Genomic DNA, 21,345 nt, shown 5'->3' on the forward strand with positions numbered 1-21,345 from the left:
ACGCCCCGCGACTTCTGCGGCAGCAGCGGCTGGATGATCGCCCATTCCCGGTCGGTCAGTTCGTGACGGCGCATCGATACCTCCTTCTTTCGGAGGTTGAATCAAAGATTCGAGGTCATGGGAATCCCGTTTTTGGGGACGCGCCCTAGGGCCGCGACGAGCCCCCCGCCGCCCCCCGGGGGCACGGCGAAGGCCTCGCCGGATCGCCAACCACGCGCCGCTCGCCCCGGCGCCGCCGGGCGCCCCCGGTTCAGCGCGGCGCGGGCGCGGCGTCGAAGCACGCGTCCGGCCCGACGCGCCGCCTCCGAAGCCGCCGCCTCGCGCCACGAAAAAGGCCGGGCGCCCGGGCCCGGCCTTTTTCGTCCGATACGCCCCCGAAAGGGCCGCGCGGGTCAGGCCACCTCGCGGATCATGCCCTTCTCGGCGGCCAGGTCGCGCATCCGTTTCTGCAGCTTCTCGAAGGCCCGCACCTCGATCTGGCGCACCCGCTCGCGGCTGACGCCATAGACCTTGGACAGGTCCTCCAGCGTCACTGGATCGTCCTTCAGCCGACGCTCGGTCAGGATATGGCGCTCCCGCTCGTTGAGGCTCTCCATCGACTCCATCAGCAGGCTGCGGCGGCTTTCGAGCTCATTGCGCTCGGCGTATTCCGCGGCTTGGTCGGCGTCGTCGTCGGCGAGCCAGTCCTGCCATTCGGCCGACCCCTCCCCGTCCGATTTCAGCGGCGCGTTCAGCGAGGCGTCCCCGCCCGAGAGCCGCCGGTTCATGGCGATCACCTCGGTCTCGTTCACCCCGAGATTCTTGGCGATCGTCGCCACGTTCTCGGGCCGCATGTCGCCCTCTTCCAGCGCGCCGATGCGGTTCTTGGCCTTGCGCAGGTTGAAGAACAGCTTCTTCTGCGCCGCGGTCGTGCCCATCTTCACCAGCGACCAGGACCGCAGGATGTATTCCTGGATCGAGGCGCGGATCCACCACATCGCATAGGTCGCGAGCCGGAAGCCGCGTTCGGGATCGAAGCGCTTGACCGCCTGCATCAGCCCGACATTGGCCTCCGAGATCACCTCGGCCGTCGGCAGCCCGTAGCCGCGATAGCCCATGGCGATCTTGGCCGCGAGCCGCAGATGCGAGGTCACCATCTTGTGGGCCGCATCCTTGTCCTCGTGGTCGGTCCAGGCCTTGGCGAGCATGTATTCCTCTTCCGGCTCCAGCATCGGAAACTTGCGGATTTCCTGCAGGTAGCGCGAAAGGCCCTGTTCCGGCGACGGGGCCGGCAGTCTGGCGTAGGTGCTCATGTCTCGTCCCTCCTTCGGAGCGTCCGGACCGGCGACCGTCCCCGACAAGCGGCGAACGGAGATGCGGTTCACGCGGGCGCGCGATGTCTTGCGGCGGACACGTCACGCCCGCCGAACTTTTCGATATGGTCGCCCGTACCTGTGAATACAACGTTTACGCCGGTTACGAGACGGTGAGGCGCCGAAACATGGACAGTCCTGAACCGGCGCCCGCCTCAGAGCCCCAGCGCCCCGGTCAGCGCCGCGAAATCGGCGGGCGGAGCGCTCTCGAACCGCATCACCTCGCCGGTCACCGGATGCGCGAAGCCCAGCACGGCGGCGTGCAGCGCCTGGCGGGGGAAGTCGTCCAGCGCGGCGCGGACCTCGGGCTCCAGCCCCGCGGCCGCCTTGCGCGAGCGCCCGCCATAGGTCGCGTCGCCGACCAGCGGATGCCCGAGCCACGACAGATGCACGCGGATCTGATGGGTGCGCCCGGTCTCCAGCACGCAGCGGATCAGGGAGGCGACGGGGCGCAGCTCCGGCCCGAAGCGCGCCTCGGCCCGCAGATGGGTGACGGCCCGGCGGCCGGCGGTCCGGGTCACCGCCATGCGCTTGCGGTCGCCGCGATGGCGATCCAGATGCGTCTCGATCCGCAGCCAGCCGCTGCCCGCGTCCTCCACCCCCGGCAGCCCCACGGCGCGGGGATCGGCGGTCGAGGGCGCGCCCCAGGCCACGGCGAGGTATTCCCGCTCCAGGTCATGCGCCGCGAACAGCGCCGACAGGCCCTGATGCGCCGCGTCGGTCTTGGCCACGACCAGAAGGCCCGACGTGTCCTTGTCGATGCGATGCACGATGCCCGGGCGCACCTCGCCGCCGATGCCGGCCAGACGGCCCGCGCAATGGTGCAGCAGCGCGTTGACCAGGGTGCCGTCCCAGGCGCCGGGGGCGGGGTGCACGACCATGCCGGCGGGCTTGTCGACCACCAGCAGGGCGTCGTCCTCGTAGACCACGTTCAGCGGGATCGCCTCGGGCTGCGGCGTCGCGGCGACCGGGGCCGGGAGGGCCACCACGAAGACCTCCCCGGCCTTGACTTTGGTCCGCGCGTCGCGCACCGCCTCCCCGGTCCCGGCGCGGGTCACCGCCCCGGCCTCGGTCAGCGCGCGCAGGCGCGAACGGCTGAGCCAGGGCGGCGCCGCCGCCGCCAGGGCCTTGTCGAGCCGGGCGCCCGCCAGCGCCGCGTCGACGCGGAATTCCAGCGGGCCGCCGGCGTCCGGCGGCGCAGGGGCCGCATCGGGTGCGGCGGGGGGCGCGACGGAGGGCGCGGCGGGGGGACCTGCGGGGGCCGCCGGGGCGTCATCGTCGTCGTCGAAATCATCGAGGGGCTCTGTCATGGCCGCGAACCTATCCGGACCTGAAGACGAGGACGAGAACGACTTTCCGGAACCTCCGCGCCTGAAGCTTCTGCGCCGGACGGTGATGGGCCTGACCGTGACCATGGGGCTGGGCATGGTGGTCATCGCCTCGACCGTGGCCTTCCGGCTGGTGGCCTCGGCGCCGGCCCCGGTTCCGGTGCGGGCCGAGGCGCTGGACCTGCCCGCGGGCCAGGAGATCACCGCGCTGGGCGCCTCGCCCGCGGAGATCCTGGTGACCACCCGCGACGCGGACGGGGCGGAGCGGCTGTTCGTCTTCCGCCGCGCCGACGGGAACCGCCTGTCGGAGACCCCGATCCGTCGCGAGGACTGAGACCAGGCCCGCCGGCGCCGATCCGCGAATCGCCATCGGGGTTGGCGCGGCGCCGTTCCGCCGCGGCAAGCGCCCGTTTTTCCATGTCTTCCGGCCGCGCTCCCGGCCGATCAGCGAAAGCGGGCGCCGTATTTCGGAAACCTCGCGGGAACCCTTCCGGGCGCTATTGACAGTCCCCCCCGCAAGGCATTACTCCCCGCCGCAACGCAAGCGAGGCCGCAAGTCCCCATCGTCTAGCGGTTAGGACGTCACCCTCTCACGGTGAAAACAGGGGTTCGATTCCCCTTGGGGATACCAATTTCGCCTCGCTTGCGATCCCGGGCCGACGCCGAAAGGCGTCGGCCCGTTGCGTTTCGGCCCCCCGTCCTCGTCGACGGCCCCGCGCCTCCCGGACCCGCCCCCCTCTCCTCCGCGCGCGCCCCTCGGCGCGCCGGCACTGGCGCTCCACGCAAGACTCGCCCCGTCCCCCGACGCATGATCCGCGCCAAGAGCGACGCGCTCCCCCGGCCACAGTTCCGACATGCGGAACAGGCGCGACGCTTGCGACGCTTTTAACCGACCGCTTAAGCGGACTAGTCTCGCGCCGAACCCCGGCCGCGAAGGCCAAGGAACACCGGAGAGGATTCGTCATGTCGGAAGCCTATATCGTGGATCACTGCCGCACCCCGCGCGGCATCGGCAAGGTCGGCAAGGGCGCGCTGGCCGACATGCATCCCCAGCATCTCGGGGCCGCGGTGCTGTCCGCCCTGCGCGACCGCAACAACATCGACACCGCCAAGGTCGACGACATCATCTGGGGCACCTCCAACCAGACCGGCAGCCAGGGCGGCGATCTCGGCCGCATGTCGGCGCTGGACGCGGGCTATGACGTGCGCGCCTCGGGCGTGACGCTGGACCGGTTCTGCGGCTCGGGCCTCACCGTCGCGGCGCTGGGCTCGGCCACCGTGATGTCGGGCCTGCAGGACGTGGTGATCTCCGGCGGCTGCGAGATGATGTCCTTCTCCTTCTCCCCCGAAGGCCGCCGCAAGGTCGGGCTCGACGGCGGCAACATGCGCCTGCGCGACGTCCACCCGCAGGTGGCCCAAGGCGTGTGCGCCGACGCCATCGCCTCGATCGAGGGCATCTCCCGCCGCGCCACCGAGGAGCTGGCGGTCGAGAGCCAGAAGCGCGCCGCCGCCGCGATCGCCGACGGCCGGTTCGAGAAGTCGCTGATCAAGGTCCACAAGGCCGACGGCACGCTGGCGCTGGACCATGAGGAGTTCCCCCGCCCGCAGACCACGCTGGAGACGCTGGCCGCCCTGAAGCCGTCCTTCGAGGCGATGATGGACTACCCGCTGGACGACACCGGCGTCACCCATGGCCAGCTGATCCGCAAGGCCTACCCGGACCTGAAGATCGAGCATATCCACCATGCCGGCAACTCGTCGGGCGTGGTCGACGGCGCGGCGGCGATCCTGATCGCCTCCAAGTCCGCCTGCGACGCCAACGGCTGGAAGCCGCGCGCCAAGATCGTGACCGCGGTGAATATCGGCGACAGCCCGGAGCTGATGCTCAACGCCCCCGTCCCCGCCGCCCGCAAGGCGCTGGAGCGGGCCGGCCTGACCCCGGACGACATCGACCTGTGGGAGGTCAACGAGGCCTTCGCCGTGGTCGCCGAGAAGTTCATCCGCGACTTCAAGCTGGACCGCGACAAGGTCAATGTCTGCGGCGGCGCGATCGCGCTGGGCCACCCGATCGGCTGCACCGGCGCCATCCTGATCGGCACCCTGATCGACGAGCTGGAGCGTCAGGACAAGAAGCGCGGCCTGGTCACCATGTGCGCCGCCGGCGGCATGGCCCCCGCGCTGATCATCGAGCGGGTCTGATCCGGGCAGGAGCGGCCGCCCGGCCGCTCCTGCGCCGAAACGCGAAGCGCGGCGCTCCCCCCGGAGCGCCGCGCTTTTTTTCGCCCGGAACCGAGGGCGGGCGCCGCCCCGCCGACCCGCCGCCCTCCGGCCGTCTAGAGCGTCTCGCCCGCCGCCCGCAGGGCGCCGCCCCACTTGGCGAGCCACCAGCCGTATTGTTCGGGCCAGTCCTCGAAATCGCCGGTCAGGCCGAAATGCTCGGCGGCGTGGCGGGCCCAGTAGGGGTCGTAGAGCATCTGGCGGGCGAGGTAGATGAGGTCGGCGTCCCCGTCCTGCAGCAGCTTCTCCGCAAGGTCCGGCGTGCGGATCATGCCCACGGCGCCGGTGGCGATCCCGGCCTCCCGCTTCACCTGGGCGGCGAAGGGCGCCTGGTAGGCCGGGCCGCGCTTGAGGTTGGAATTGGTGGCCCCCGCCACCAGATTGCCCCCGGTCGAGCAGTCCACCAGGTCGACCCCGAGCGCCTTCAGCTCCCGCGCGAAGATCACGCTGTCCTCGATCTCCCACCCGCCGTCGATCCAGTCGGTGGCCGAGATCCGCACGAACAGCGGGGTCGCGGACGGCAGCGCCGCGCGCACCGCCCGCGCCACCTCCAGCGGGAAGCGCATGCGGTTTTCGAGGCCGCCGCCGTAGTCGTCGGTGCGGAAATTCGCCAGCGGGCTGAGAAAGCTCTGCAGCAGATAGCCATGGGCCATGTGCAGCTCGATCACGTCGAAGCCGGCCAGCACCGCGCGCCGGCAGGCCGCCACGAAGGCGTCGCGCACGCCCACGAGACCGTCGGGGGTCAGGGGTTCGGGCGTCGGCCACCCCTCCCCCAACGGCCGGTCGGAGGGCCCGCGGGCCTGCCAGCTCTCCTCCCCCATCTCCCGGTCGCGGTCGGTCAGGGGGCCGTTGCCGCGGAACGCCCGCTGCTGGCCGGACTTGCGGCCGCCATGGTTGATCTGGATCGCGGCCTTCGCCCCGTGCGCCTTGATCCCGCGGGCGATGGCGGCCATGCCCTCGATCTGGCCGTCCTCCCACAATCCCGGATCGCCGTTGGTGATCCGCCCGGGACGCGAGACCGAGGTCTGCTCCACATAGACCAGCCCGGCGCCGCCCATGGCGAACTGCCCGTAATGCACGAGGTGGAAGGGCGTGACATAGCCGTTCTCGGCCGAATACATGCCCATCGGCGACACCACGATGCGGTTGCGCAGCTCCACGCCGCGGAAGGTCGCCGGTTCGAAGAGTTTCACCACGTCTGGGGCTCCTGCGAAGAGACGATGGCCCCGGCGCGGGCCAGGGCCTCGATTTCGGGGGACGAAAGGCCGAGGACCGAGGCCAGCACATCGGCGTTGTGCTCTCCCAGCCGGGCCGAGGGGACGTAATCGGGCACGGCCGCGTCGTGCAGGATCACCGGGCTGCGATGCACGAGGATGTCGCCGTATTCGGGATGGGCGATCTCGCGCAGCATGCCGCGGGCATGCAGATGCGGGTCGCGGGTGACTTCCAGCAGGTCGCGCACCGCGGCGCAGGGCACCTTGGCGGCCTTGCAGCGGGCCACGATCTCGGCCCGCGGCAGGGTCTCGGTCCACGCCGACACCAGCGCGTCGAGCGCGTCGATATGGGCAAGCCGGTCGCGCACGGCGGCGAAGCGCGGGTCGTCGTCCAGCTCCGGCCGCTCCATGGCGCGGGTCAGGCCGGTCCAGTGGTTCTCGTTGACCGAGATGATGGCGACATGGCCGTCGGCGGCCGGGTAGACGTTGTAGGGCGCCTCGGCGAGCCCCCCGTGCCGGTTGCCGGTGCGCGGCGCCGGGGCCTGGCTGTTGAACACGTCGGCGAGGTTGGAGGCCATGGCGGGATAGGCGGTCTCGACCATCGCGATCTCCACCAGCCGGCCGCGGCCGGTGGTCTTGCGTTCGTAAAGCGCGGTGAGGATCCCGGCATAGAGATGCACGCCCGAGATGAAATCGGTGATCGCCGGCCCCGCCTTCACCGGCGGTCCGTCCGGAAAGCCGGTGACCGACATGATCCCCGACGCCGCCTGGATGGTCAGGTCCATGGCGAGGTTGTCCCGGTCCGGCCCCGACAGCCCGTAGCCGGAGGCCGAGGCGTAGATCAGCCCCGGATTGATCTCGCGCAGGGTCTCGTAGCCGGCGCCGAGCCGGTCGAGCACGCCGGGGGCGTAGTTCTCCAGCAGCACGTCGGCCCTGGCGGCCAGCGCGCGCAGCAGCGCGGCCCCCTCCTCGGTCTTCAGGTCGAGGCTGACATTGCGCTTGTTGGCGTTGAGCATGGCGAAGGGCACGGCGTTCCCGCGTGAGATGCGGGCCCGGTGGCGGACCGGCTCGCCGCGCGGCGGCTCGATCTTGATCACGTCGGCGCCGGCCTGGGCCAGCAGGAAGCCCGCATAGGGCCCCTGGTAGACCTGCCCGAGGTCGAGCACGGTGATCCCCGCGAGGGGCGCGGATTGGGTCTCAGAAACCATAGAGCCTCGCGGGGTTGTCGATCAGGATCCTGCGCCGGGTCTCCGCGTCGGGCACGCAGTCATGCAGGAGGCGCAGCAGGACCTGCAGGTCGGGCGTGGTCGCCTCCGTGTGGCCGACATGCGGCCAGTCGCTGCCCCACACCACCTGATCCGGCGCGGCGGCGACGATCGCCCGCATGAACTGCGCGGTGTCGGCATAGGGCGCGCCCGTCCGCGTGTTGCGGTCGGCGCCCGAGATCTTGGTCCAGTAGCGCCCGGTCTTCAGCCGGTCGAGAAAGCCGAGGTAGTCGGGATGCTCCGCCCCCTTGTCGGCCATGGTCCGGCACATGTGATCCACCACGAAATCCAGCGGCAGCTTCTCCAGCGCCGGGGCGGCTTCGGCGAGGTCGGAGCACTCGATCCAGAGCTGGGCGTGCCAGCCGCGCTCGGCGATGCGGGGGGCGAGCTTCACCAGGTCCTCGAACATCGTCCCCTGGGTGGAGACCGGCTTGCCGTCCTGGCGGATCATGGTGACCCGCACGGCGCGGAAACCCGCGTCGGTCAGCGCGTCCAGCCGGCGGTCGGAGACGTCGGGATCCAGGATCGCGGTGGCGCGCAGCCGGTCGGGAAAGCGTTTCAGCGCGTCGAAGGTGACGGCGTTGTCCTCCCCCGAGCCGACCGCGTGCACGATCACGCCGCGGGTGGCGCCGGTCCGTTCCCACATGGCGAAGGCGTCCTCCGCCGAGAACACCTGCGAGGGGGTGAACCTGCCCTCCTGCTGCTGGGGGAAGCGGTCGAAGGGGCCGTAGATGTGGAAATGGCAGTCGCAACTGCCTTCGGGCAGGCGCAGCGGGGCGGTGTCGTCTTGCATGTCGGGTCTTCTCCCTGTGGTCGCGGCGCGGCCCGCGTTCAGACGCCCAGATAGGCGCGGCGGATGTCCGGGGACGCCTCCAGCTCGGCCGCCGAGCCCTCGGCGGTGATCCGCCCGACGCGCAGCACGTAGCCGCGATCCGCGACCTTCAGCGCGGCGCGCATGTTCTGTTCGACCAGCAGGGCCGAAATCCCCCGCGCCTTCAGCCCGGCGATCGCCCCCAGCACGGCGCGCGACAGCATCGGCGACAGGCCCAGCGAGGGTTCGTCCAGCAGCAGAAGCCGGGGCGAGGCCATCAGCCCGCGGCCGATGGCCAGCATCTGCTGCTCTCCCCCCGACAGCCCGCCGGCGAGCTGGCCGAAACGCTCGCCAAGCCGCGGGAACATCTCCAGCACGTCGTCGATGGAGAAATCCGGGCCCCCGCCATGCACGTCGATCAGGCGCAGATTCGCCTCGACCGTCATGCCGGGGAAGATCTCGCGCCCCTCCGGCACATGGCTGACGCCGAGCCGGGCGGTCGCCCAGGGCTTCATGCCGGTGATCCCGCGCCCCGCATAGCGGACCGCGCCGGAACGCACCGGAAGCACGCCCGATATGGCGTTGAGCAGGGTGGTCTTGCCGGCGCCGTTGGCCCCGAGGATGGCCACCGTCTCGCCCGCCCGCACGGTCAGCGAGACTTCGCGCAGGGCGGTGACGCGGCCGTAGCCCACGGTGAGGTCCGAGACCTCGAGCAGGGTCTCAATCATCGGCGTCGGTCCCCAGATAGGCGGCCACCACGTCGGGATGGGCCAGCGCGCGTTCCGGCGTGTCGGACACCACCTGCGCCCCGTCCACCATCACCAGCACCTCGGAGCAGAGCGCGCCGATGGCGGCCATGTCATGCTCCACGATCACGATGGTGCGGCCGCGGGCGATGTCGCGCACCAGCGCGATGAACTCGGCGGTCTCGGCGTCGTTCATGCCGGCCACGGGTTCGTCGAGGAACAGGATCTTCGGATCGTTCATCAGCATGACGGCCACCGCCAGCCGGCGCTGGGTGCCGTAGGCGAGCGCGGCGGCGGGCTGGTCGGACAGATGGGCGAGGCCGCAGGTCTCCAGCACCGCGTCGGCGCGGGTCTCGAACGCCGCCATGTCCTCGCGCCAGGCGGGGGCGCGGGCCATGCGCTGAAGCACCGAATGGCGCATCCGGCCGTAGCTGGCGAAAAGCAGGTTCTCGCGCACCGTGGAGTCGCGGAAGGTGGCGGTGCGCTGGAAGGTGCGCCCGACCCCGCGCCGCGCCACATGGTGGGCCGGCAGCGCCGCCACGTCCATGCCGAGCACCGAGACCCGCCCGCCCGAGGGCTTGGTGATCCCGCACAGGATGTCGAACAGGGTCGACTTGCCGGCGCCGTTGGGGCCGATCAGCCCGTGGATCGCGCCCTCGGGGATGCGCAGGTCCACGCCCTTCAGCGCGGTCACGCCGCCATAGCGTTTCTCGACGCCCGCGGCCTCCACCGCCCAGCCGGTCATGGCGCGTCTCCCTTGCGGGCGTGGCTCAGACGGGCGGCGGCGGCCTTCCACAACTGGTGCAGCCCGCCGGGCGCGGCCACCATCACCAGGATGATGAGCAGCGAGAACACCAGCACCTTCACATTGGGGTCGAGGTCGAGGAACTGGGGCAGGATGGTGAAGATCACCGCCCCCACCGCCGGGCCGAAGATCAGCCCGACGCCGCCGATCAGGGCGGCCAGCAGCGCGTCCACGGTGCGCAGGACCGACATCACCTCGGGCGTCACGATCTGGGTGTAGGGCAGCGACAGCGCGCCGGCGAGCGCGGCGATGGGCGCGCTCAGCACCAGCGCCTTCAGCCGCTCGCGGAACACGTCGATGCCGAGCGAGCGCGCCAGGTGCGGCCCCTGCCGGATCGCCTCCATCGCCCGCCCGAAGCGGGAGCCGCGGACATGGTAGAGCACGACCAGCACCGCCAGCAGGATGGCGGCGGCCACGAAGAAATAGGTCTGCGGGCGCGACAGGTCGAAGGGCCCCACCGCCAGCCGGGAGAAGCCGAACAGCCCCAGCGGCCCGCCGGTGACGTCGAGGTTCAGCGCGGTGACCATCGCCACCCCCGACAGCCCCCAGGACACGATGGAGAAATAGGCGCCCGTCAGGTGCAGGGTCAGCCAGCCGATCGGCGCCGCGATCAGCGCCGCCACAACCATGCCGATGGCCACCCCCGCCTCATAGGGCAGGCCCGCATGGTTCATCGCCATCGCCGGCGCGTAGGCCCCGATGCCGTAGAACATGCAATGGCCCAGCGGCACCTCGCCCAGTCCGCCCAGCATGACGTTGACGCTCAGCGCGAAGATGGCGAAGCCGCAGGTGTAGCCGGCGAGGTTCAGAAGGAACGGGTCTCCGCCCAGCCCGAACCCCGCCGCCAGCGCCGCGGCGATCCCCAGCGCCAGCAGCCCCGCCCCCTTCAGGGACGCGGAGCCCCCCCGCGCCCGGCCCGCGGGCGCGCCTGTGGTGATGTCCGTCATGGGATCAATGCCTGTCGAGTTGCGCGCGGCCCATCAGCCCCTGGGGCCTCAGCAGCAGCACGAGAATGACCAGGACCCACCCCAGGGCCGGCGTCCAGGAGACCGACACGTAGGTCTCGAACAGCGCGTTCCCCAGGCCGATGACCAGCGCCCCCAGCATGGCCCCGCCGATGGAGCCGAGCCCGCCGAGGATGACCACGGTGAAGGCGACGATGACGTTGGCGTCCCCCATGGTCGGAAAGGCCGAGATCATCGGCCCCATCAGCGCCCCCGCCAGCCCCGCCGCGGCGATGCCCAGCAGGAAGGAGAGCGAGCGGATCAGCGGCACGTTGATCCCCGAATAGAGCGCCCCGCGCGCGTTCTGCGACACCGCGAGGATCTGCTGACCCTTCACCGAGCGCCGGAGCCACAGCGCGAAGCCCGCCAGCACCGCGACCGAGGCCGCGGCGATGAAGATCCGCTGCGCCGACAGGAAGAAGCCCCCCACCGACACCGCCGTCTGCCCGAAGGGCGAGGGCACCGGCAGCGGGTCCGGCCCCACCACCAGGATGATCGCCGCGACGATCGCCTGGCTGATCGCGAAGGTGACGATGATCGAGCCGTGCTCGCCCTGATCATAGAGCGCCCGGCGCACGATCGTCGCCTCCAGCGCGAAGCCGATGGCGGCGACGCAGAGCACCGCCAGCGGAATGGCGAGCAGGTAGGGCGCGCCCGCCCGCTCGATCAGCAGCGTGGCGTAGGCGCCCAGGGCGAAGAACGCCCCATGCGCGAAGTTCACGATATGCAGGGTGCCGAAGATCACCGTCAGACCCACGGCGACGAGCGCGTAGCCCGCCCCGAGGATCAGACCGTTGATCAGCGTCTGGATCAGGAGGTCCATGGCGCGCGCGAGCCCCGGCTCACTCGACCTCGAAGGTGTCGAGCAGGCCGACATCCTCGCCGGTCACCTTGTGGATGTAGAAATAGGGCGCCTTGGCCCGGCCGTTATCGTCGAAGGACAGCGCGCCGCGCGGCGTCGTCCAGACATTCCCCCGCAGGGTGTCGGAGATCAGGGCGTAGTCGTCGGCGCTGCCGGCCTTGTCCATGGCGCCGGCGACGACCTTCACCGCCTCGTAGACCACGAGGCTGACCTTGTTGGGGGCCACGCCGTTCTGTTCGGTGAAGCGGTCGATGAACCGGGCCATGTCGCCCGTGGCGCCCTCGGCGATGAAGATGTCGGCGGTGATCACGCCCTCCATCGCCCCTTCCGCCGGCACGATGGCCGAACGCTGGACGGTGCCGACCGCGTGGGCCTCCATCGGGAAGCCGCCCTGCTGGCGGATCTGCTTCCAGATCTGCGCGGTGCGCGCCGGGTAGGCGTCGATCACGTAGATCATGTCGGCCCCGGTGGATTTCAGCCGGGTGATGATCGAGGTGAAGTCGGTGGTGGCGCCGTCATAGGTGGCGATCTCGGCCAGCTCGACCGAGCTCTCGCCCACGATCTCCCGCAGGTTTTCGAGCACGGCCTTGTTGAACTCGGTGTTCTCGCCCATCACCGCGATGGCTTTCGGCGCCATCTGCTCGGTCAGGTAGGTGTGGAAGATGGTGGCGTTGGTCGAGGCGGTGTTGTTGATCTGGAACAGCCAGGGCGAGCCCTGCGCGGTGATCGCGTCGGCCTGCGCGGCCGGGTTCACATGCAGGATGCGGTTCTTGGTGATCGCGCTTTCGGCCAGCGTGATCGAGCTGTTCATGCCGGCGATGATCGCCTGCACCCGCTCGCGCGTCATCAGCTTCTGCACCGCGGCGACGCCGTCCTGGGGGGCGCCCTTCTCGTCCTCGTAGACCAGTTCGATCTCGCGTCCGTCGAGGATGCCGCCGGCGGCGTTGATCTCCGCCGCGGCCATGTCGGCGCCGAGCTTGCCGTCCTTGCCGTAGCCGGCGGTGGGGCCGGTCAGGGGCAGGACCATGCCGATCTTCACAGGGTCCGCAGCCTGGGCGGCGGGGGTCGCGACCAGCACCGCAAGCGCGGCGAGCGCCGCTTTCGCACGAAGTTTCATGTGACCTCCCAGTCGATTTTCGCCGCCCTGCGGCTTGTTCCCGGCCGCTTTGCGCGCGGCGCGTTGCGCGGGTTCGGAAAGACGTCGCCGCCTCTCCGCCCGCCGCAGGACCGTAAGGCGCCCGATTTCGCGACGTCCATGTTTTTCGTATAAGTGTTTCTGTTTTCACATCCGTGAATTATACAGAGTCCCGAAGCCCCGCGGATTCCCGGCCCGCCCCCGTCGCGGAGCGGCGCGGCGGCCGGCATTCTCCCACGGACCCGAAGTTTTCCTGTTGAATATGCGGGAACGGCGCCTCGTCCGCCCGCCACGCGCGCCCGCCATCGCGCCCGCAATCCGGAAACAGCCCCGCCCCCTGGCCAAGAGAGTTGACGCGGACGCAACCCGGCGGCTAGGGATTTGGGAGCCTCGAATTCCATGTATGTGAAAGTTTGTGACTGACAGCACCATCAAGACGGCGCGCCGGATCTTCGAGGTCCTTGAGCATTTCGAGGCGGTGCGCCGCCCGGTCTCGCTCAAGGAGATCCAGAAGACCTACGGCTATCCCGCCTCCAGCGCCTCGACCCTGCTCAAGAGCATGGTGGCGTTGGGCTACCTGTTCTACGACAACTACAACCGCACCTACATGCCCACCATGCGCATCGCGCAGATGGGCGGCTGGCTGAAATCCGAGCTGTTCGGAGAGGACGCGGTGCTGGCGGTGGTCGACCAGGTGTTCGAGGAGGTCGACGAACTGGTCAGCATCTCCACCCAGTCCGACCTGCACGCCCAGTACATCCATTGCGTGCAGACCACCAAGCGCCTGCGTTTCGAGGTGCGGCCCGGGGATATCCGGCCGCTGGCGCGCTCGGGCGTGGGTCGGGTGCTGCTGTCCACCCATACCGACGCGGAGATCGAGCGGCTGATGCGCCGGGTCCACGCCGCCTGCCCGCCCGAAGAGCATATGGAGCTGGGCGAGCTGATGGGCGTCGTCAACGGCATCCGTCGGGACGGCTACCTGTTCTCCCGCCACATCGTCGTGCAGGACGCGGGCGTGATCGCCATGCCGCTGCCGCAGCGCAGCTTCGGACGGACCTTCGTGCTGGGCGTCGGCGGGCCGGTGTCGCGGCTGGAGGACAACCAGGCCGGCATTCTCGCCGCCATGAGAAAGGCGATCGCCCGCCACCTGCCCGACTGAGCGTCGGTTCCCGCGGCCGGGAGGGACCGGACCGGCGGGAGGGGGAGAGAGGCGGCGGGCGAGCCTCGGGCGTGAAAGCGGGGGGCCGGGGAGCGCTCCGGACCCGCGCCCCCGGTCAGCTGACCGGAACCGCGCCCGATCCGGCGCTCACCGGGGCCGCGCCGCGGCCCTCCGGAGCGAGCTGGACGGCGTAGCGGATGGCGGCGACGAGGCTTTCGTGCCGCGCGATCCCCTGGCCGGCGATGTCGAAGGCGGTGCCGTGATCCACCGAGGTCCGCACCACCCCGCCCTTCAGGCCGACGGTGATGTTCACGCCCTCGTCGATGGACTGCACCTTCACCGGCGCATGGCCCTGATCGTGATAGCAGGCCACCACCACGTCGAAATCCCCGCGCGAGGCGCGGTAGAACAGCGTGTCGGCCGGCAGCGGGCCATGGGCGTCGATGCCCTCGGCGCGGGCGCGCGCGATGCCGGGGATCAGCTTCTCCTCCTCCTCGCCCTCGCCGAAAAGACCGTTCTCGCCGGCATGGGGGTTGATCCCGCACACGGCGATGGAGGGGTTGGCCTGCCCCGCGGCGGTCAGCGTGTCATGGGCGAGCCTGATGACCTGATAGGTCCGCTCCGGGTTGATCCGCCGGATCGCCTCGATCAGCCCGACATGGGTGGTCAGGTGGATGACCTTCATCTTCGGGGTGGCGAGCATCATCGAATAGCTCTCGGTCCCGGTCAGGTCGGCGAGGATCTCCGTATGGCCGGGATAGAGGTGCCCGCCGGCATGCAGGGCCTCCTTGTTCAGGGGGGCGGTGGCGATGGCGCCGACCTGACCGGCCTGGCTGAGCTCGATCGCCACGCGGAGATATTCGTAAGCCGCGTGCCCGGCCGCGGCGGAGACCTGGCCGAAGGGCAGGTCGCCCACCTCCAGCGCCGGGTCGCCCAGGGCCGGGTCCACGCAGATCACGCGCGCTTCGGTCGGCTCCGCCGGGAAGGCGGCGCCGGGGGCGACGGTCAGGATCTCGAACCCCGCCCCCACCAGGTCGCGGGCCTGCGCCAGCCGGGCGGCGGAGCCGACCAGGACCGGGCGCGCCATGGCGTGGGTCTCGGGATCCGCGAGGGTGCGGGCCGCGATCTCCGGCCCGATCCCGCAGACGTCGCCCATGGTGATGGCGATCAGGGGTTTCATCGCTGTGCTCTCCATGGTTTCGCCCCGCTCAGCCTCGCGCCGCGGCGGGGTCGGCGTCCGGCCGGGCGTCCGGCGCGAAGCCGCTCAGGTCGGTGCGCCTGACCAGGAAGGATACATAGAGCGGCAGCAGAATGGCGGTCGTCACCGTCGCGGCCGCGACCTGCACCGTGGCGAGCTGCGCCACCGGGGCGAAGGCCGCGTTGGCGCCGGCGATGGCCATGGGCGTGGCCACCGCGTTGCCGGCGGTCGAGCCCTCGGCCACGCCCACGATCGGGTTCCAGCCCAGCGCCCTGAAGGCCACATAGCCCAGCGTGCCGGTGACCAGCGTGCACAGGAAGCCGATCAGCACGCCGGCCAGCCCGCCCTCGATGATGGCGCCGAAGTCGATGCCCATGCCCAGCGCGAAGGCGAAGAAAGGGATCAGCATGGAGGCGCCCGACGACAGGAAGTCCCGCATCTTCTCATCCAGATTGCCCAGGATGGCGCCCACGACCACCGGCAGCAGCACCGAGATGAAGGAGACGATGGAGAACAGCCCGTCCACGAAGCCCATGGCCCCGAACACCGCCAGCGCGATCATGGTCAGGAACGGCCCGTCATTGAGCGCGAGGATGGAATAGGCGGCGCGGTCGTCGGCGCGTCCGTACTGGCCGACGATCGCCACGTAGAGCCCGCCGTTGGAATTGGTCATGGCCGCGACGATCGCCAGCGGAACCATGCCCAGGAACAGCCCGTCGACCCCGGCGAAGGCGTAGGCCGCCAGCCCCACCGCCGCGCCCGCCACCCATTTGACCGCCAGCAGGGTCACGCCCTTGGCCGCCGCCGGGCCGACCGAGCGCAGGTTGATCTGCGCGCCGGCGCACAGCAGGAACAGCGCGATCAGGGCGCCGGCGCTGTTCACGAACAGGGCCTCGGTGAAGTTGCCGATGCGCAGCAGGCCGGGCGCGAAGGTGTTGATCACCGCCCCCAGCAGCAGCGGCACGACCATCATGCCCCCCGGAATGCGCTCCAGCGTGTCCTTGATCCGCATTGGTCGTCTCCCTCGGGGGCGCTGCGGCCCCAACCGTTTCTCCGTCGCGAACGGGCCTGAGTCGCGCAGGTCCGCCAGGTTCGGGGCGAAGACGTGGCAGAAGTTGGCAGATAATGCAACTTAACGGTCACTTGATTCCACATTAATGGCATATTTTGACAAAATCTGACCGACGTTGGATCATGGGCGCGAAGCAGGCCGGGCCGACGTTCCGGAAAACCTGCGGAACCGGGGGGGAGGGACGAATGCTGCCAGCCAAGCGCCGCGCGCGGATCCTGCAACATCTGCGGGCCGAGACCTTCGCCACGCTCCAGGACCTGTCCGAGCGGCTGGAGATGTCGGTCTCCACCATCCGGCGCGACGTGGAGTATCTGGACGCCAACGGCCATCTGGTGCGCACCCGGGGCGGGGCCATGCTCGCCCCCGGCGCCTTCGACGCGCGCGAAGTGGAGGCCGACATCTCCGCCGAGCTGGAGGCCCCGGCCAAGCGCGCCATCGGCCGCGCCGCGGCGCCGCTGATCGGGACGCGGGCGACGGTGATCTTCGACAGCGGCTCCACCACCGCCGCGGTGGCGCGGGCGGCGGTGGAGGCGGGGCTGGATTTCTCCTCCGTCACCAATGACATGGCCATCGCCGGCCTGCTGGCCGAAACCGGGCGCGAGGCGGAGCTGACCGGCGGCCGCGTGCGGCCCGGCTCCTGCACCCTGATCGGGGCGGGGACCGCCGCCGCCTTCGCCGCCCTGCGCGCCGACATCGCCTTCATCGGCGCCCATGCGGTGGCGGCGGAGGGGATGTCCGACACCACGTCCGAGCTCGCGCAGGTCAAGACCGCGATCCTCGGCGCCGCGCGGCGCGTCGTGCTGGTGGCCGACGCCACCAAGTTCGACATGCGCTCCTTCCGCCTGTTCGGGCGGCTCGACCAGGTGGAGACGGTGGTCAGCGACCGCCGGCTCGGGGCGCCGAGCTGCGCCTGGGTCGAGGCCGCCGGCCCTCACCTGATTCTCACGGAGCCCACCGCCCCATGACCGTCCGCATCCTGGCCGATGACCTGACCGGCGCGCTTGACGCCGCCGCCCCTTTCGCGCGTCCCGGCGCGCCCGCGCGGCTGCTGATGGGCGCGACGCCGGCGGGGGGCGGGGCCGCGGCGCTGTCGATCAGCTCCGAAAGCCGGGACGTGCCGGAGGCGGCCGCCCGCGCCGCCGTGGGCCGGGCGTTCGCGGCGCTGGAGGCCGCGGACGGGGCCGACACGCCGCCGGTCTGGTTCAAGAAGGTGGACAGCGTGCTGCGCGGCAATTCCCTGCCCGACACGCTGGAGACGATGCGGCTGGGCGGGTTCGAGACCTGCCTGTTCGCCCCCGCCTTCCCCGAGATGGGCCGCCGCACCCGCGCCGGAATGCACGAGGTGCGCAGCCCCGCCGGCTGGGCGCCGGCGCCGGTCCACGACCTCGCCGCCGCATTCGCCGCGCTGGGGGCGCAGGCCCGGCCGCTGGCCCCCGACGCCCCCGACGCCCCCGGAACCGGCCTGCTGATCGGCGACGTGACCACGCCCGAGGATCTCGGCCGCGCCGTGGCCGCCCTGCGCGACGCGCCCTCGATGCTCTGGGCCGGGTCGCGGGGGCTGGCGGAGGCGCTGTCGCGCGCGCTTCAGGGCGAAGGCGCCCCATTGCCCCTGCCCCGCATCGCCACCGTGATCAACGGCACCGCCACCGAGGCCAGCCGCGCCCAGATCGAGCGCGCCCGCGGCCTGTTCGGCCCGCGCTGCACGCTGGTCGACCCGGTCCCGCGCGCCGCGACCCCGGAGGCCACGCTGCACGCCATCGCCTCCGCCGCCGCCGGCATCGACGCCGGGCCCGACCGGGCGCTGATGGTGATCGGCGGCGACACGCTCTCGGCCCTGCTGGAGGCCTGCGGGGCCGTGGGGCTGGATTGCCTGGGCGAGGTCGGGCCGGGCCTGCCGCTGTCCCGCATCCGCGGCGGGCGGCTCGACGGGGTGGAGATGCTCACCAAGTCCGGCGGGTTCGGGGACGCGGACCTGCTGGTGAGGATCGTGGCGGAGGGGCGGGTCTAGCGCCGGCCTCCGGCGTCGGAAGGCGGGTTCGCACCCGCCCTACGGCGCCGCGCGAACGGGCTCAGCCGGCGAGCAGCTCCGCCACCGCGTCGCGCAGCACGGCTTCGTCGGGCGGGGAAAGCTGCGGGTTGCCGGCCCGGTGGCCCCAGTCCGAGACGATGGGGCGCAGCTCCGCATTGGGCATCTTCGGAACCTCGATCGCGTTGTCCGCCACCTGGAAATACAGGTCCGTGGTGCAGGGCATCACCAGGGTCCGCGCCCGGATCGCGCCCAGCGCCGCGTCCAGATCGCCCTCGAACACCGGGTTGGCCGAGATATCGGAGACGGTCCAGGTGTCGAGCATCGACAGCAGATCCTCGCCCTCGCGCCGCAGGAAATTGCCCTCCCAGCCGCGAACCAGCCAGTCCTCCATCGAGGCGTAGCCGACGCCGCGCCAGGATTCCTCGCGGTAGAAGGTCTGGCTCACCGCCCAGCCGGCGTAGATGCGGGCGAAGGCGCGCAGCCCGCGCAGGGGTTTTTCAACGAACCGACCGTCCTGATAGGCCGCGTCGGCGGTCAGCGTGGCGCGCAGCCCCTCCAGAAACAGCTTGTTGTGGGGGCTGGTGCGGGCGGAGGTGCAGACCGCGCAGATCGCCGCCACCCGGTCGGGGAACAGCGCCCCCCAATGCAACGCCTGCTGGCCGCCCATGGACCAGCCGTAGATCAGCGCCAGATGCTCGATCCCGAAGGCCTCGGACAGCAGGCGGCGCTGGGCGTGGACATTGTCCCAGTGGGTGAACCTCGGCGCCCGCCCGTCCGCGTAGGGCATGGGGAGGTTGGAGGGCGAGGTGCTCAGCCCGTTGCCGAACTGGTTGGGGATCACGATGAACCAGTGCTCCGGGTCCAGCACCCGCCCCGGACCGATCAGCCAGTCGATGTCCGAATGCTGGGCGCCGTAGGAGGTCGGGTAAAGGATGGCGTTGGACCGCGCGGCGTTCAGCGTGCCGTAGGTGCGGTAGGCCAGATGCGCCGAAGGCAGGGTCATGCCCGATTGCAGGACCAGCGGCCCGAGGTCGAAGATTTCGGGGGCGGTCATGGCGGCGTCTCCTGCGCTGGGGTCGGCGGCGATGTTTCGCCGCCCGGCCGCCGGGGTCAAGGCGGGACGGGCCGCGGCGGCTTGCGAAACCGAACGCTTCGGGGCAGAGCTGACGGCTGTCAGTCAACCATGCCGGACCCGCCCATGCCCGAAGACGCCCTCATCGCCCCCAACGCCGACACGCTGTTCCGCCCGCTCGAAATCGGCCCGCTGTCGCTGCCCAACCGCATCGTCATGGCCCCGATGACCCGCAACATGGCGCCCGAGGGCATCCCCGGCCCGGCCAATGCCGAATATTACCGCAAGCGCACCGAGGGCGGCGTCGGCCTGATCCTGACCGAGGGCACGGTCATCGACCGCCCCGGATCGCGCAACATGCCCAACATCCCCTTCATCCACGGCGAGGCGGCGCTGGCCGGCTGGCGCGGGGTGGTGGAGGAGGTCCACAAGGCGGGCGGCAAGATCGGCCCGCAGATCTGGCATACCGGCTCCACCCGCGGCTCGGTCGGCTGGGATCCGGGGGTGGAGGTCGAGAGCCCCTCGGGCCTCGTCGCCCCGGACGATCCCCGCGGCAAGGCCATGACCGAGGAGGACGTGGCGGACCTGGTGGCCGCCTTCGCCTCGGCGGCGGCGGATTCCAGGCGCGTGGGCTTCGACATGGCCGAGCTGCACGGCGCCCATGGCTACCTGATCGACCAGTTCCTGTGGAACGGCACCAACCGGCGCGACGATGACTGGGGCGGCCCGTCCCTGCCCGACCGCGCCCGCGTGGTGGCGGAGATCGTGCGGGCGGTGCGCGCAGCCGTCGGCCCCGATTTCCCGATCTTCCTGCGCCTGAGCCAGTGGAAACAGCAGAACTACGACGCCCGCCTCGCCGAGACCCCGGCCGAGATGGAGGCCTGGCTGACCCCGCTGGCGGAGGCCGGCGTGGACGTCTTCCACTGCTCCCAGCGCCGGTTCTGGGAGCCGGAGTTCCCCGGGATCGACGGCGAGGACGGGCTGAATTTCGCCGGCTGGGCCAAGAAGCTGACCGGCCGGATGACGTGCTCGGTCGGCTCGGTGGGGCTGGACGGCGAGTTCTTCCGGGCGTTCCGCGGGCACGGCGCGGCGGCGGCGGGGATCGAGAAGCTGCTGGCGCGGATGGAGCGCGACGAGTTCGACCTGATCGCCGTCGGCCGCATCCTGCTGACCGACCCGGCCTGGCCCGAGAAGATCCGCAAGGGCGAGCCGGTCGGGGGCTACGACCCGGCCTCGCTGGCCGCGCTGACCTGATCCGGGAAGGCGGGGGGGGCGCCCCCCCCCTCGCCCGCGCGGGACGTCCCGCCTCAGCCGCCCCGCATCCGGGCGGCGGCATGGGCGCCCGGCGGGCTGGCGAGATAGGCCTGCGTCTCCGGCCGCTCGCCCAGCCAGCGGGACCAGCGGCGCATGACCCCGGCCATGCGATCCGGCGCGACGCCGAGCTGGGACATGGCGACGCCGCCATTCACGGATTCGCGGTATTCCGCCACCAGGTCTCCGCGCAGCACGAAGCGGGACATGCCGTCGATCACCACTTTCGCCCCGGCGTATTCGGGGACGGTGGAGGTGAAGGAGGACAGCGACCAGGCGTAGCCCATGTTCCCGTCGCATACGCCGTCGAACATCTCCCACCGATAGTCCGCCGCGTCGCGGTGGAAGAGACCCTGCATCATCTCCGCGATCTCGGCGCGGCCTGTGTGGGGGCCGTAGATATAGTCGTGATAAACCGCGTCTTCGGTGAAGCACGCGGCGAAACGGGCGCCGTCGCCGGTCTCGGCGGCGGCGGTGAAACGGGCCAGAAGGCGGTTGAAATCCGGGCTGTTCATGGGCGCTCCCTGTCGGCGGCCCCGTTGGGGGGCTCTCGTTGCGGGCCGGGGGTCGGCCCCCGCCGATCCAACCCCGCGACGGCTGCGCGGCGCAAGCCCGGCGCGCCATCCGCGGACCGATTTCCGGACGCGGGCGCCTGACGCGGCTTGCGCAGGCCGGCGCCCGTGCGGCGGCGGGCGAACGGGCCGG

20 protein-coding genes and 1 tRNA gene are annotated in these 21,345 nt (G+C 71.1%); 7 read left to right on the forward strand and 14 right to left on the reverse strand.

Translation table 11 applies throughout. The features are described from left to right. Positions 1 to 392: 392 nt before the first annotated feature. Positions 393 to 1,292 (reverse strand): RNA polymerase sigma factor RpoH, encoded by a 900-nt coding sequence (rpoH, locus tag BLV24_RS09530; protein ID WP_092681066.1) that lies wholly within the window; start codon positions 1,290 to 1,292, stop codon positions 393 to 395. A gap of 215 nt (positions 1,293 to 1,507) precedes the next feature. Further along, complete coding sequence (locus tag BLV24_RS09535) at positions 1,508 to 2,662, reverse strand: RluA family pseudouridine synthase (RefSeq protein ID WP_092681068.1); 1,155 nt, start codon at positions 2,660 to 2,662, stop codon at positions 1,508 to 1,510. On the opposite strand from BLV24_RS09535, the gene BLV24_RS09540 reads away from it, so the two are divergent. The 3 genes from BLV24_RS09540 to BLV24_RS09550 all read left to right on the forward strand — a co-directional run bounded on the left by BLV24_RS09540 (position 2,661) and on the right by BLV24_RS09550 (position 4,879). After that, complete coding sequence (locus BLV24_RS09540; RefSeq protein WP_092681070.1) at positions 2,661 to 3,014, forward strand: DUF6476 family protein; 354 nt, start codon at positions 2,661 to 2,663, stop codon at positions 3,012 to 3,014. The two genes, BLV24_RS09535 and BLV24_RS09540, sit on opposite strands and share 2 nt — an antisense overlap. Before the next feature lie 222 nt (positions 3,015 to 3,236). Beyond that, positions 3,237 to 3,311 (forward strand) — tRNA-Glu (locus BLV24_RS09545). A 332-nt stretch (positions 3,312 to 3,643) separates the two neighbouring features. After that, complete coding sequence (locus BLV24_RS09550; RefSeq protein ID WP_092681072.1) at positions 3,644 to 4,879, forward strand: acetyl-CoA C-acetyltransferase; 1,236 nt, start codon at positions 3,644 to 3,646, stop codon at positions 4,877 to 4,879. Positions 4,880 to 5,013: 134 nt separating this feature from the next. Here BLV24_RS09550 and BLV24_RS09555 read toward each other — a convergent pair whose 3' ends face one another. From BLV24_RS09555 to BLV24_RS09590, 8 genes are read right to left on the reverse strand one after another with little or no spacing between them, the layout of a single operon-like run. Beyond that, the gene (locus BLV24_RS09555; RefSeq protein ID WP_245710494.1) at positions 5,014 to 6,150 is read right to left on the reverse strand and encodes an NADH:flavin oxidoreductase/NADH oxidase; all 1,137 of its coding nucleotides are present in this window, start codon (positions 6,148 to 6,150) and stop codon (positions 5,014 to 5,016) included. After that, the gene (locus BLV24_RS09560; RefSeq protein ID WP_092681076.1) at positions 6,147 to 7,379 is read right to left on the reverse strand and encodes a CaiB/BaiF CoA transferase family protein; all 1,233 of its coding nucleotides are present in this window, start codon (positions 7,377 to 7,379) and stop codon (positions 6,147 to 6,149) included. Before BLV24_RS09560 ends, BLV24_RS09555 begins: the two co-directional genes overlap by 4 nt. Then, complete coding sequence (locus BLV24_RS09565; protein WP_092681078.1) at positions 7,369 to 8,229, reverse strand: amidohydrolase family protein; 861 nt, start codon at positions 8,227 to 8,229, stop codon at positions 7,369 to 7,371. Before BLV24_RS09565 ends, BLV24_RS09560 begins: the two co-directional genes overlap by 11 nt. Positions 8,230 to 8,267: 38 nt before the next feature. After that, positions 8,268 to 8,975, reverse strand: coding sequence for an ABC transporter ATP-binding protein (locus BLV24_RS09570; protein ID WP_092681080.1), 708 nt, complete (start codon positions 8,973 to 8,975; stop codon positions 8,268 to 8,270). Continuing rightward, positions 8,968 to 9,738, reverse strand: a complete 771-nt coding sequence (locus BLV24_RS09575; RefSeq protein ID WP_092681082.1) for an ABC transporter ATP-binding protein — start codon at positions 9,736 to 9,738, stop codon at positions 8,968 to 8,970. The genes BLV24_RS09570 and BLV24_RS09575 overlap by 8 nt, the downstream gene beginning before the upstream one ends. Next, the gene (locus BLV24_RS09580) at positions 9,735 to 10,745 is read right to left on the reverse strand and encodes a branched-chain amino acid ABC transporter permease (RefSeq protein ID WP_092681084.1); all 1,011 of its coding nucleotides are present in this window, start codon (positions 10,743 to 10,745) and stop codon (positions 9,735 to 9,737) included. The genes BLV24_RS09575 and BLV24_RS09580 overlap by 4 nt, the downstream gene beginning before the upstream one ends. A 4-nt stretch (positions 10,746 to 10,749) precedes the next feature. After that, positions 10,750 to 11,625, reverse strand: coding sequence for a branched-chain amino acid ABC transporter permease (locus BLV24_RS09585; protein WP_092681086.1), 876 nt, complete (start codon positions 11,623 to 11,625; stop codon positions 10,750 to 10,752). Positions 11,626 to 11,644: 19 nt separating this feature from the next. Next, entirely contained in the window at positions 11,645 to 12,781 is a 1,137-nt protein-coding gene (locus tag BLV24_RS09590) for an ABC transporter substrate-binding protein (protein WP_092681088.1), read from the reverse strand. 433 nt (positions 12,782 to 13,214) lie between these two features. Here BLV24_RS09590 and BLV24_RS09595 point away from each other — a divergent pair, with 433 nt between their 5' ends. Next, positions 13,215 to 13,958: an IclR family transcriptional regulator gene (locus BLV24_RS09595; RefSeq protein ID WP_092681090.1), complete on the forward strand. Its 744-nt coding sequence runs from the start codon at positions 13,215 to 13,217 to the stop codon at positions 13,956 to 13,958. A 115-nt stretch (positions 13,959 to 14,073) separates the two neighbouring features. Here the strand turns inward: BLV24_RS09595 and pdxA are convergent, their stop codons facing one another. Further along, complete coding sequence (pdxA, locus tag BLV24_RS09600) at positions 14,074 to 15,138, reverse strand: 4-hydroxythreonine-4-phosphate dehydrogenase PdxA (protein ID WP_092681092.1); 1,065 nt, start codon at positions 15,136 to 15,138, stop codon at positions 14,074 to 14,076. Between the two features lie 28 nt (positions 15,139 to 15,166). Then, the gene (locus tag BLV24_RS09605) at positions 15,167 to 16,168 is read right to left on the reverse strand and encodes a 2-keto-3-deoxygluconate permease (RefSeq protein ID WP_092681094.1); all 1,002 of its coding nucleotides are present in this window, start codon (positions 16,166 to 16,168) and stop codon (positions 15,167 to 15,169) included. Positions 16,169 to 16,413: 245 nt separating this feature from the next. Here BLV24_RS09605 and BLV24_RS09610 point away from each other — a divergent pair, with 245 nt between their 5' ends. Both BLV24_RS09610 and BLV24_RS09615 read left to right on the forward strand, forming a co-directional pair. Next, the gene (locus BLV24_RS09610) at positions 16,414 to 17,193 is read left to right on the forward strand and encodes a DeoR/GlpR family DNA-binding transcription regulator (RefSeq protein ID WP_176954696.1); all 780 of its coding nucleotides are present in this window, start codon (positions 16,414 to 16,416) and stop codon (positions 17,191 to 17,193) included. Beyond that, a complete protein-coding gene (locus BLV24_RS09615) occupies positions 17,190 to 18,236 on the forward strand; it encodes a four-carbon acid sugar kinase family protein (protein WP_092681098.1) in 1,047 nt (348 codons plus the stop codon). The genes BLV24_RS09610 and BLV24_RS09615 overlap by 4 nt, the downstream gene beginning before the upstream one ends. 61 nt (positions 18,237 to 18,297) lie before the next feature. Here BLV24_RS09615 and BLV24_RS09620 read toward each other — a convergent pair whose 3' ends face one another. Then, on the reverse strand, positions 18,298 to 19,311 hold the full coding sequence (locus BLV24_RS09620; RefSeq protein WP_092681100.1) for an alpha/beta fold hydrolase: 1,014 nt from the start codon (positions 19,309 to 19,311) through the stop codon (positions 18,298 to 18,300). Between the two features lie 144 nt (positions 19,312 to 19,455). On the opposite strand from BLV24_RS09620, the gene BLV24_RS09625 reads away from it, so the two are divergent. After that, a complete protein-coding gene (locus BLV24_RS09625; protein ID WP_092681102.1) occupies positions 19,456 to 20,583 on the forward strand; it encodes an NADH:flavin oxidoreductase in 1,128 nt (375 codons plus the stop codon). 53 nt (positions 20,584 to 20,636) lie between these two features. On the opposite strand, the gene BLV24_RS09630 is transcribed toward BLV24_RS09625, so the two are convergent. Beyond that, positions 20,637 to 21,155 carry a nuclear transport factor 2 family protein gene (locus BLV24_RS09630; protein ID WP_092681104.1) on the reverse strand — a complete coding sequence of 173 codons (519 nt, stop codon included), beginning with the start codon at positions 21,153 to 21,155 and terminating at the stop codon, positions 20,637 to 20,639. Positions 21,156 to 21,345: the final 190 nt, after the last annotated feature.

The organism is Albimonas donghaensis, assembly GCF_900106695.1.
Lineage (GTDB): Bacteria > Pseudomonadota > Alphaproteobacteria > Rhodobacterales > Rhodobacteraceae > Albimonas > Albimonas donghaensis.

What these genes read in the sequence shown, in the direction of transcription:
- BLV24_RS09550 (WP_092681072.1), top strand. Translation starts at nt 3,644, where the DNA reads ATGTCGGAAGCCTATATCGTGGATCACTGCCGCACCCCGCGCGGCATC.
- BLV24_RS09575 (WP_092681082.1), bottom strand. Translation starts at nt 9,738, where the DNA reads ATGACCGGCTGGGCGGTGGAGGCCGCGGGCGTCGAGAAACGCTATGGC.
- BLV24_RS09570 (WP_092681080.1), bottom strand. Translation starts at nt 8,975, where the DNA reads ATGATTGAGACCCTGCTCGAGGTCTCGGACCTCACCGTGGGCTACGGC.
- BLV24_RS09540 (WP_092681070.1), top strand. Translation starts at nt 2,661, where the DNA reads ATGGCCGCGAACCTATCCGGACCTGAAGACGAGGACGAGAACGACTTT.
- BLV24_RS09620 (WP_092681100.1), bottom strand. Translation starts at nt 19,311, where the DNA reads ATGACCGCCCCCGAAATCTTCGACCTCGGGCCGCTGGTCCTGCAATCG.
- pdxA (WP_092681092.1), bottom strand. Translation starts at nt 15,138, where the DNA reads ATGAAACCCCTGATCGCCATCACCATGGGCGACGTCTGCGGGATCGGG.
- BLV24_RS09630 (WP_092681104.1), bottom strand. Translation starts at nt 21,155, where the DNA reads ATGAACAGCCCGGATTTCAACCGCCTTCTGGCCCGTTTCACCGCCGCC.
- BLV24_RS09610 (WP_176954696.1), top strand. Translation starts at nt 16,414, where the DNA reads ATGCTGCCAGCCAAGCGCCGCGCGCGGATCCTGCAACATCTGCGGGCC.
- rpoH (WP_092681066.1), bottom strand. Translation starts at nt 1,292, where the DNA reads ATGAGCACCTACGCCAGACTGCCGGCCCCGTCGCCGGAACAGGGCCTT.
- BLV24_RS09585 (WP_092681086.1), bottom strand. Translation starts at nt 11,625, where the DNA reads ATGGACCTCCTGATCCAGACGCTGATCAACGGTCTGATCCTCGGGGCG.
- BLV24_RS09615 (WP_092681098.1), top strand. Translation starts at nt 17,190, where the DNA reads ATGACCGTCCGCATCCTGGCCGATGACCTGACCGGCGCGCTTGACGCC.
- BLV24_RS09580 (WP_092681084.1), bottom strand. Translation starts at nt 10,745, where the DNA reads ATGACGGACATCACCACAGGCGCGCCCGCGGGCCGGGCGCGGGGGGGC.
- BLV24_RS09605 (WP_092681094.1), bottom strand. Translation starts at nt 16,168, where the DNA reads ATGCGGATCAAGGACACGCTGGAGCGCATTCCGGGGGGCATGATGGTC.
- BLV24_RS09565 (WP_092681078.1), bottom strand. Translation starts at nt 8,229, where the DNA reads ATGCAAGACGACACCGCCCCGCTGCGCCTGCCCGAAGGCAGTTGCGAC.
- BLV24_RS09535 (WP_092681068.1), bottom strand. Translation starts at nt 2,662, where the DNA reads ATGACAGAGCCCCTCGATGATTTCGACGACGACGATGACGCCCCGGCG.
- BLV24_RS09590 (WP_092681088.1), bottom strand. Translation starts at nt 12,781, where the DNA reads ATGAAACTTCGTGCGAAAGCGGCGCTCGCCGCGCTTGCGGTGCTGGTC.
- BLV24_RS09625 (WP_092681102.1), top strand. Translation starts at nt 19,456, where the DNA reads ATGCCCGAAGACGCCCTCATCGCCCCCAACGCCGACACGCTGTTCCGC.
- BLV24_RS09560 (WP_092681076.1), bottom strand. Translation starts at nt 7,379, where the DNA reads ATGGTTTCTGAGACCCAATCCGCGCCCCTCGCGGGGATCACCGTGCTC.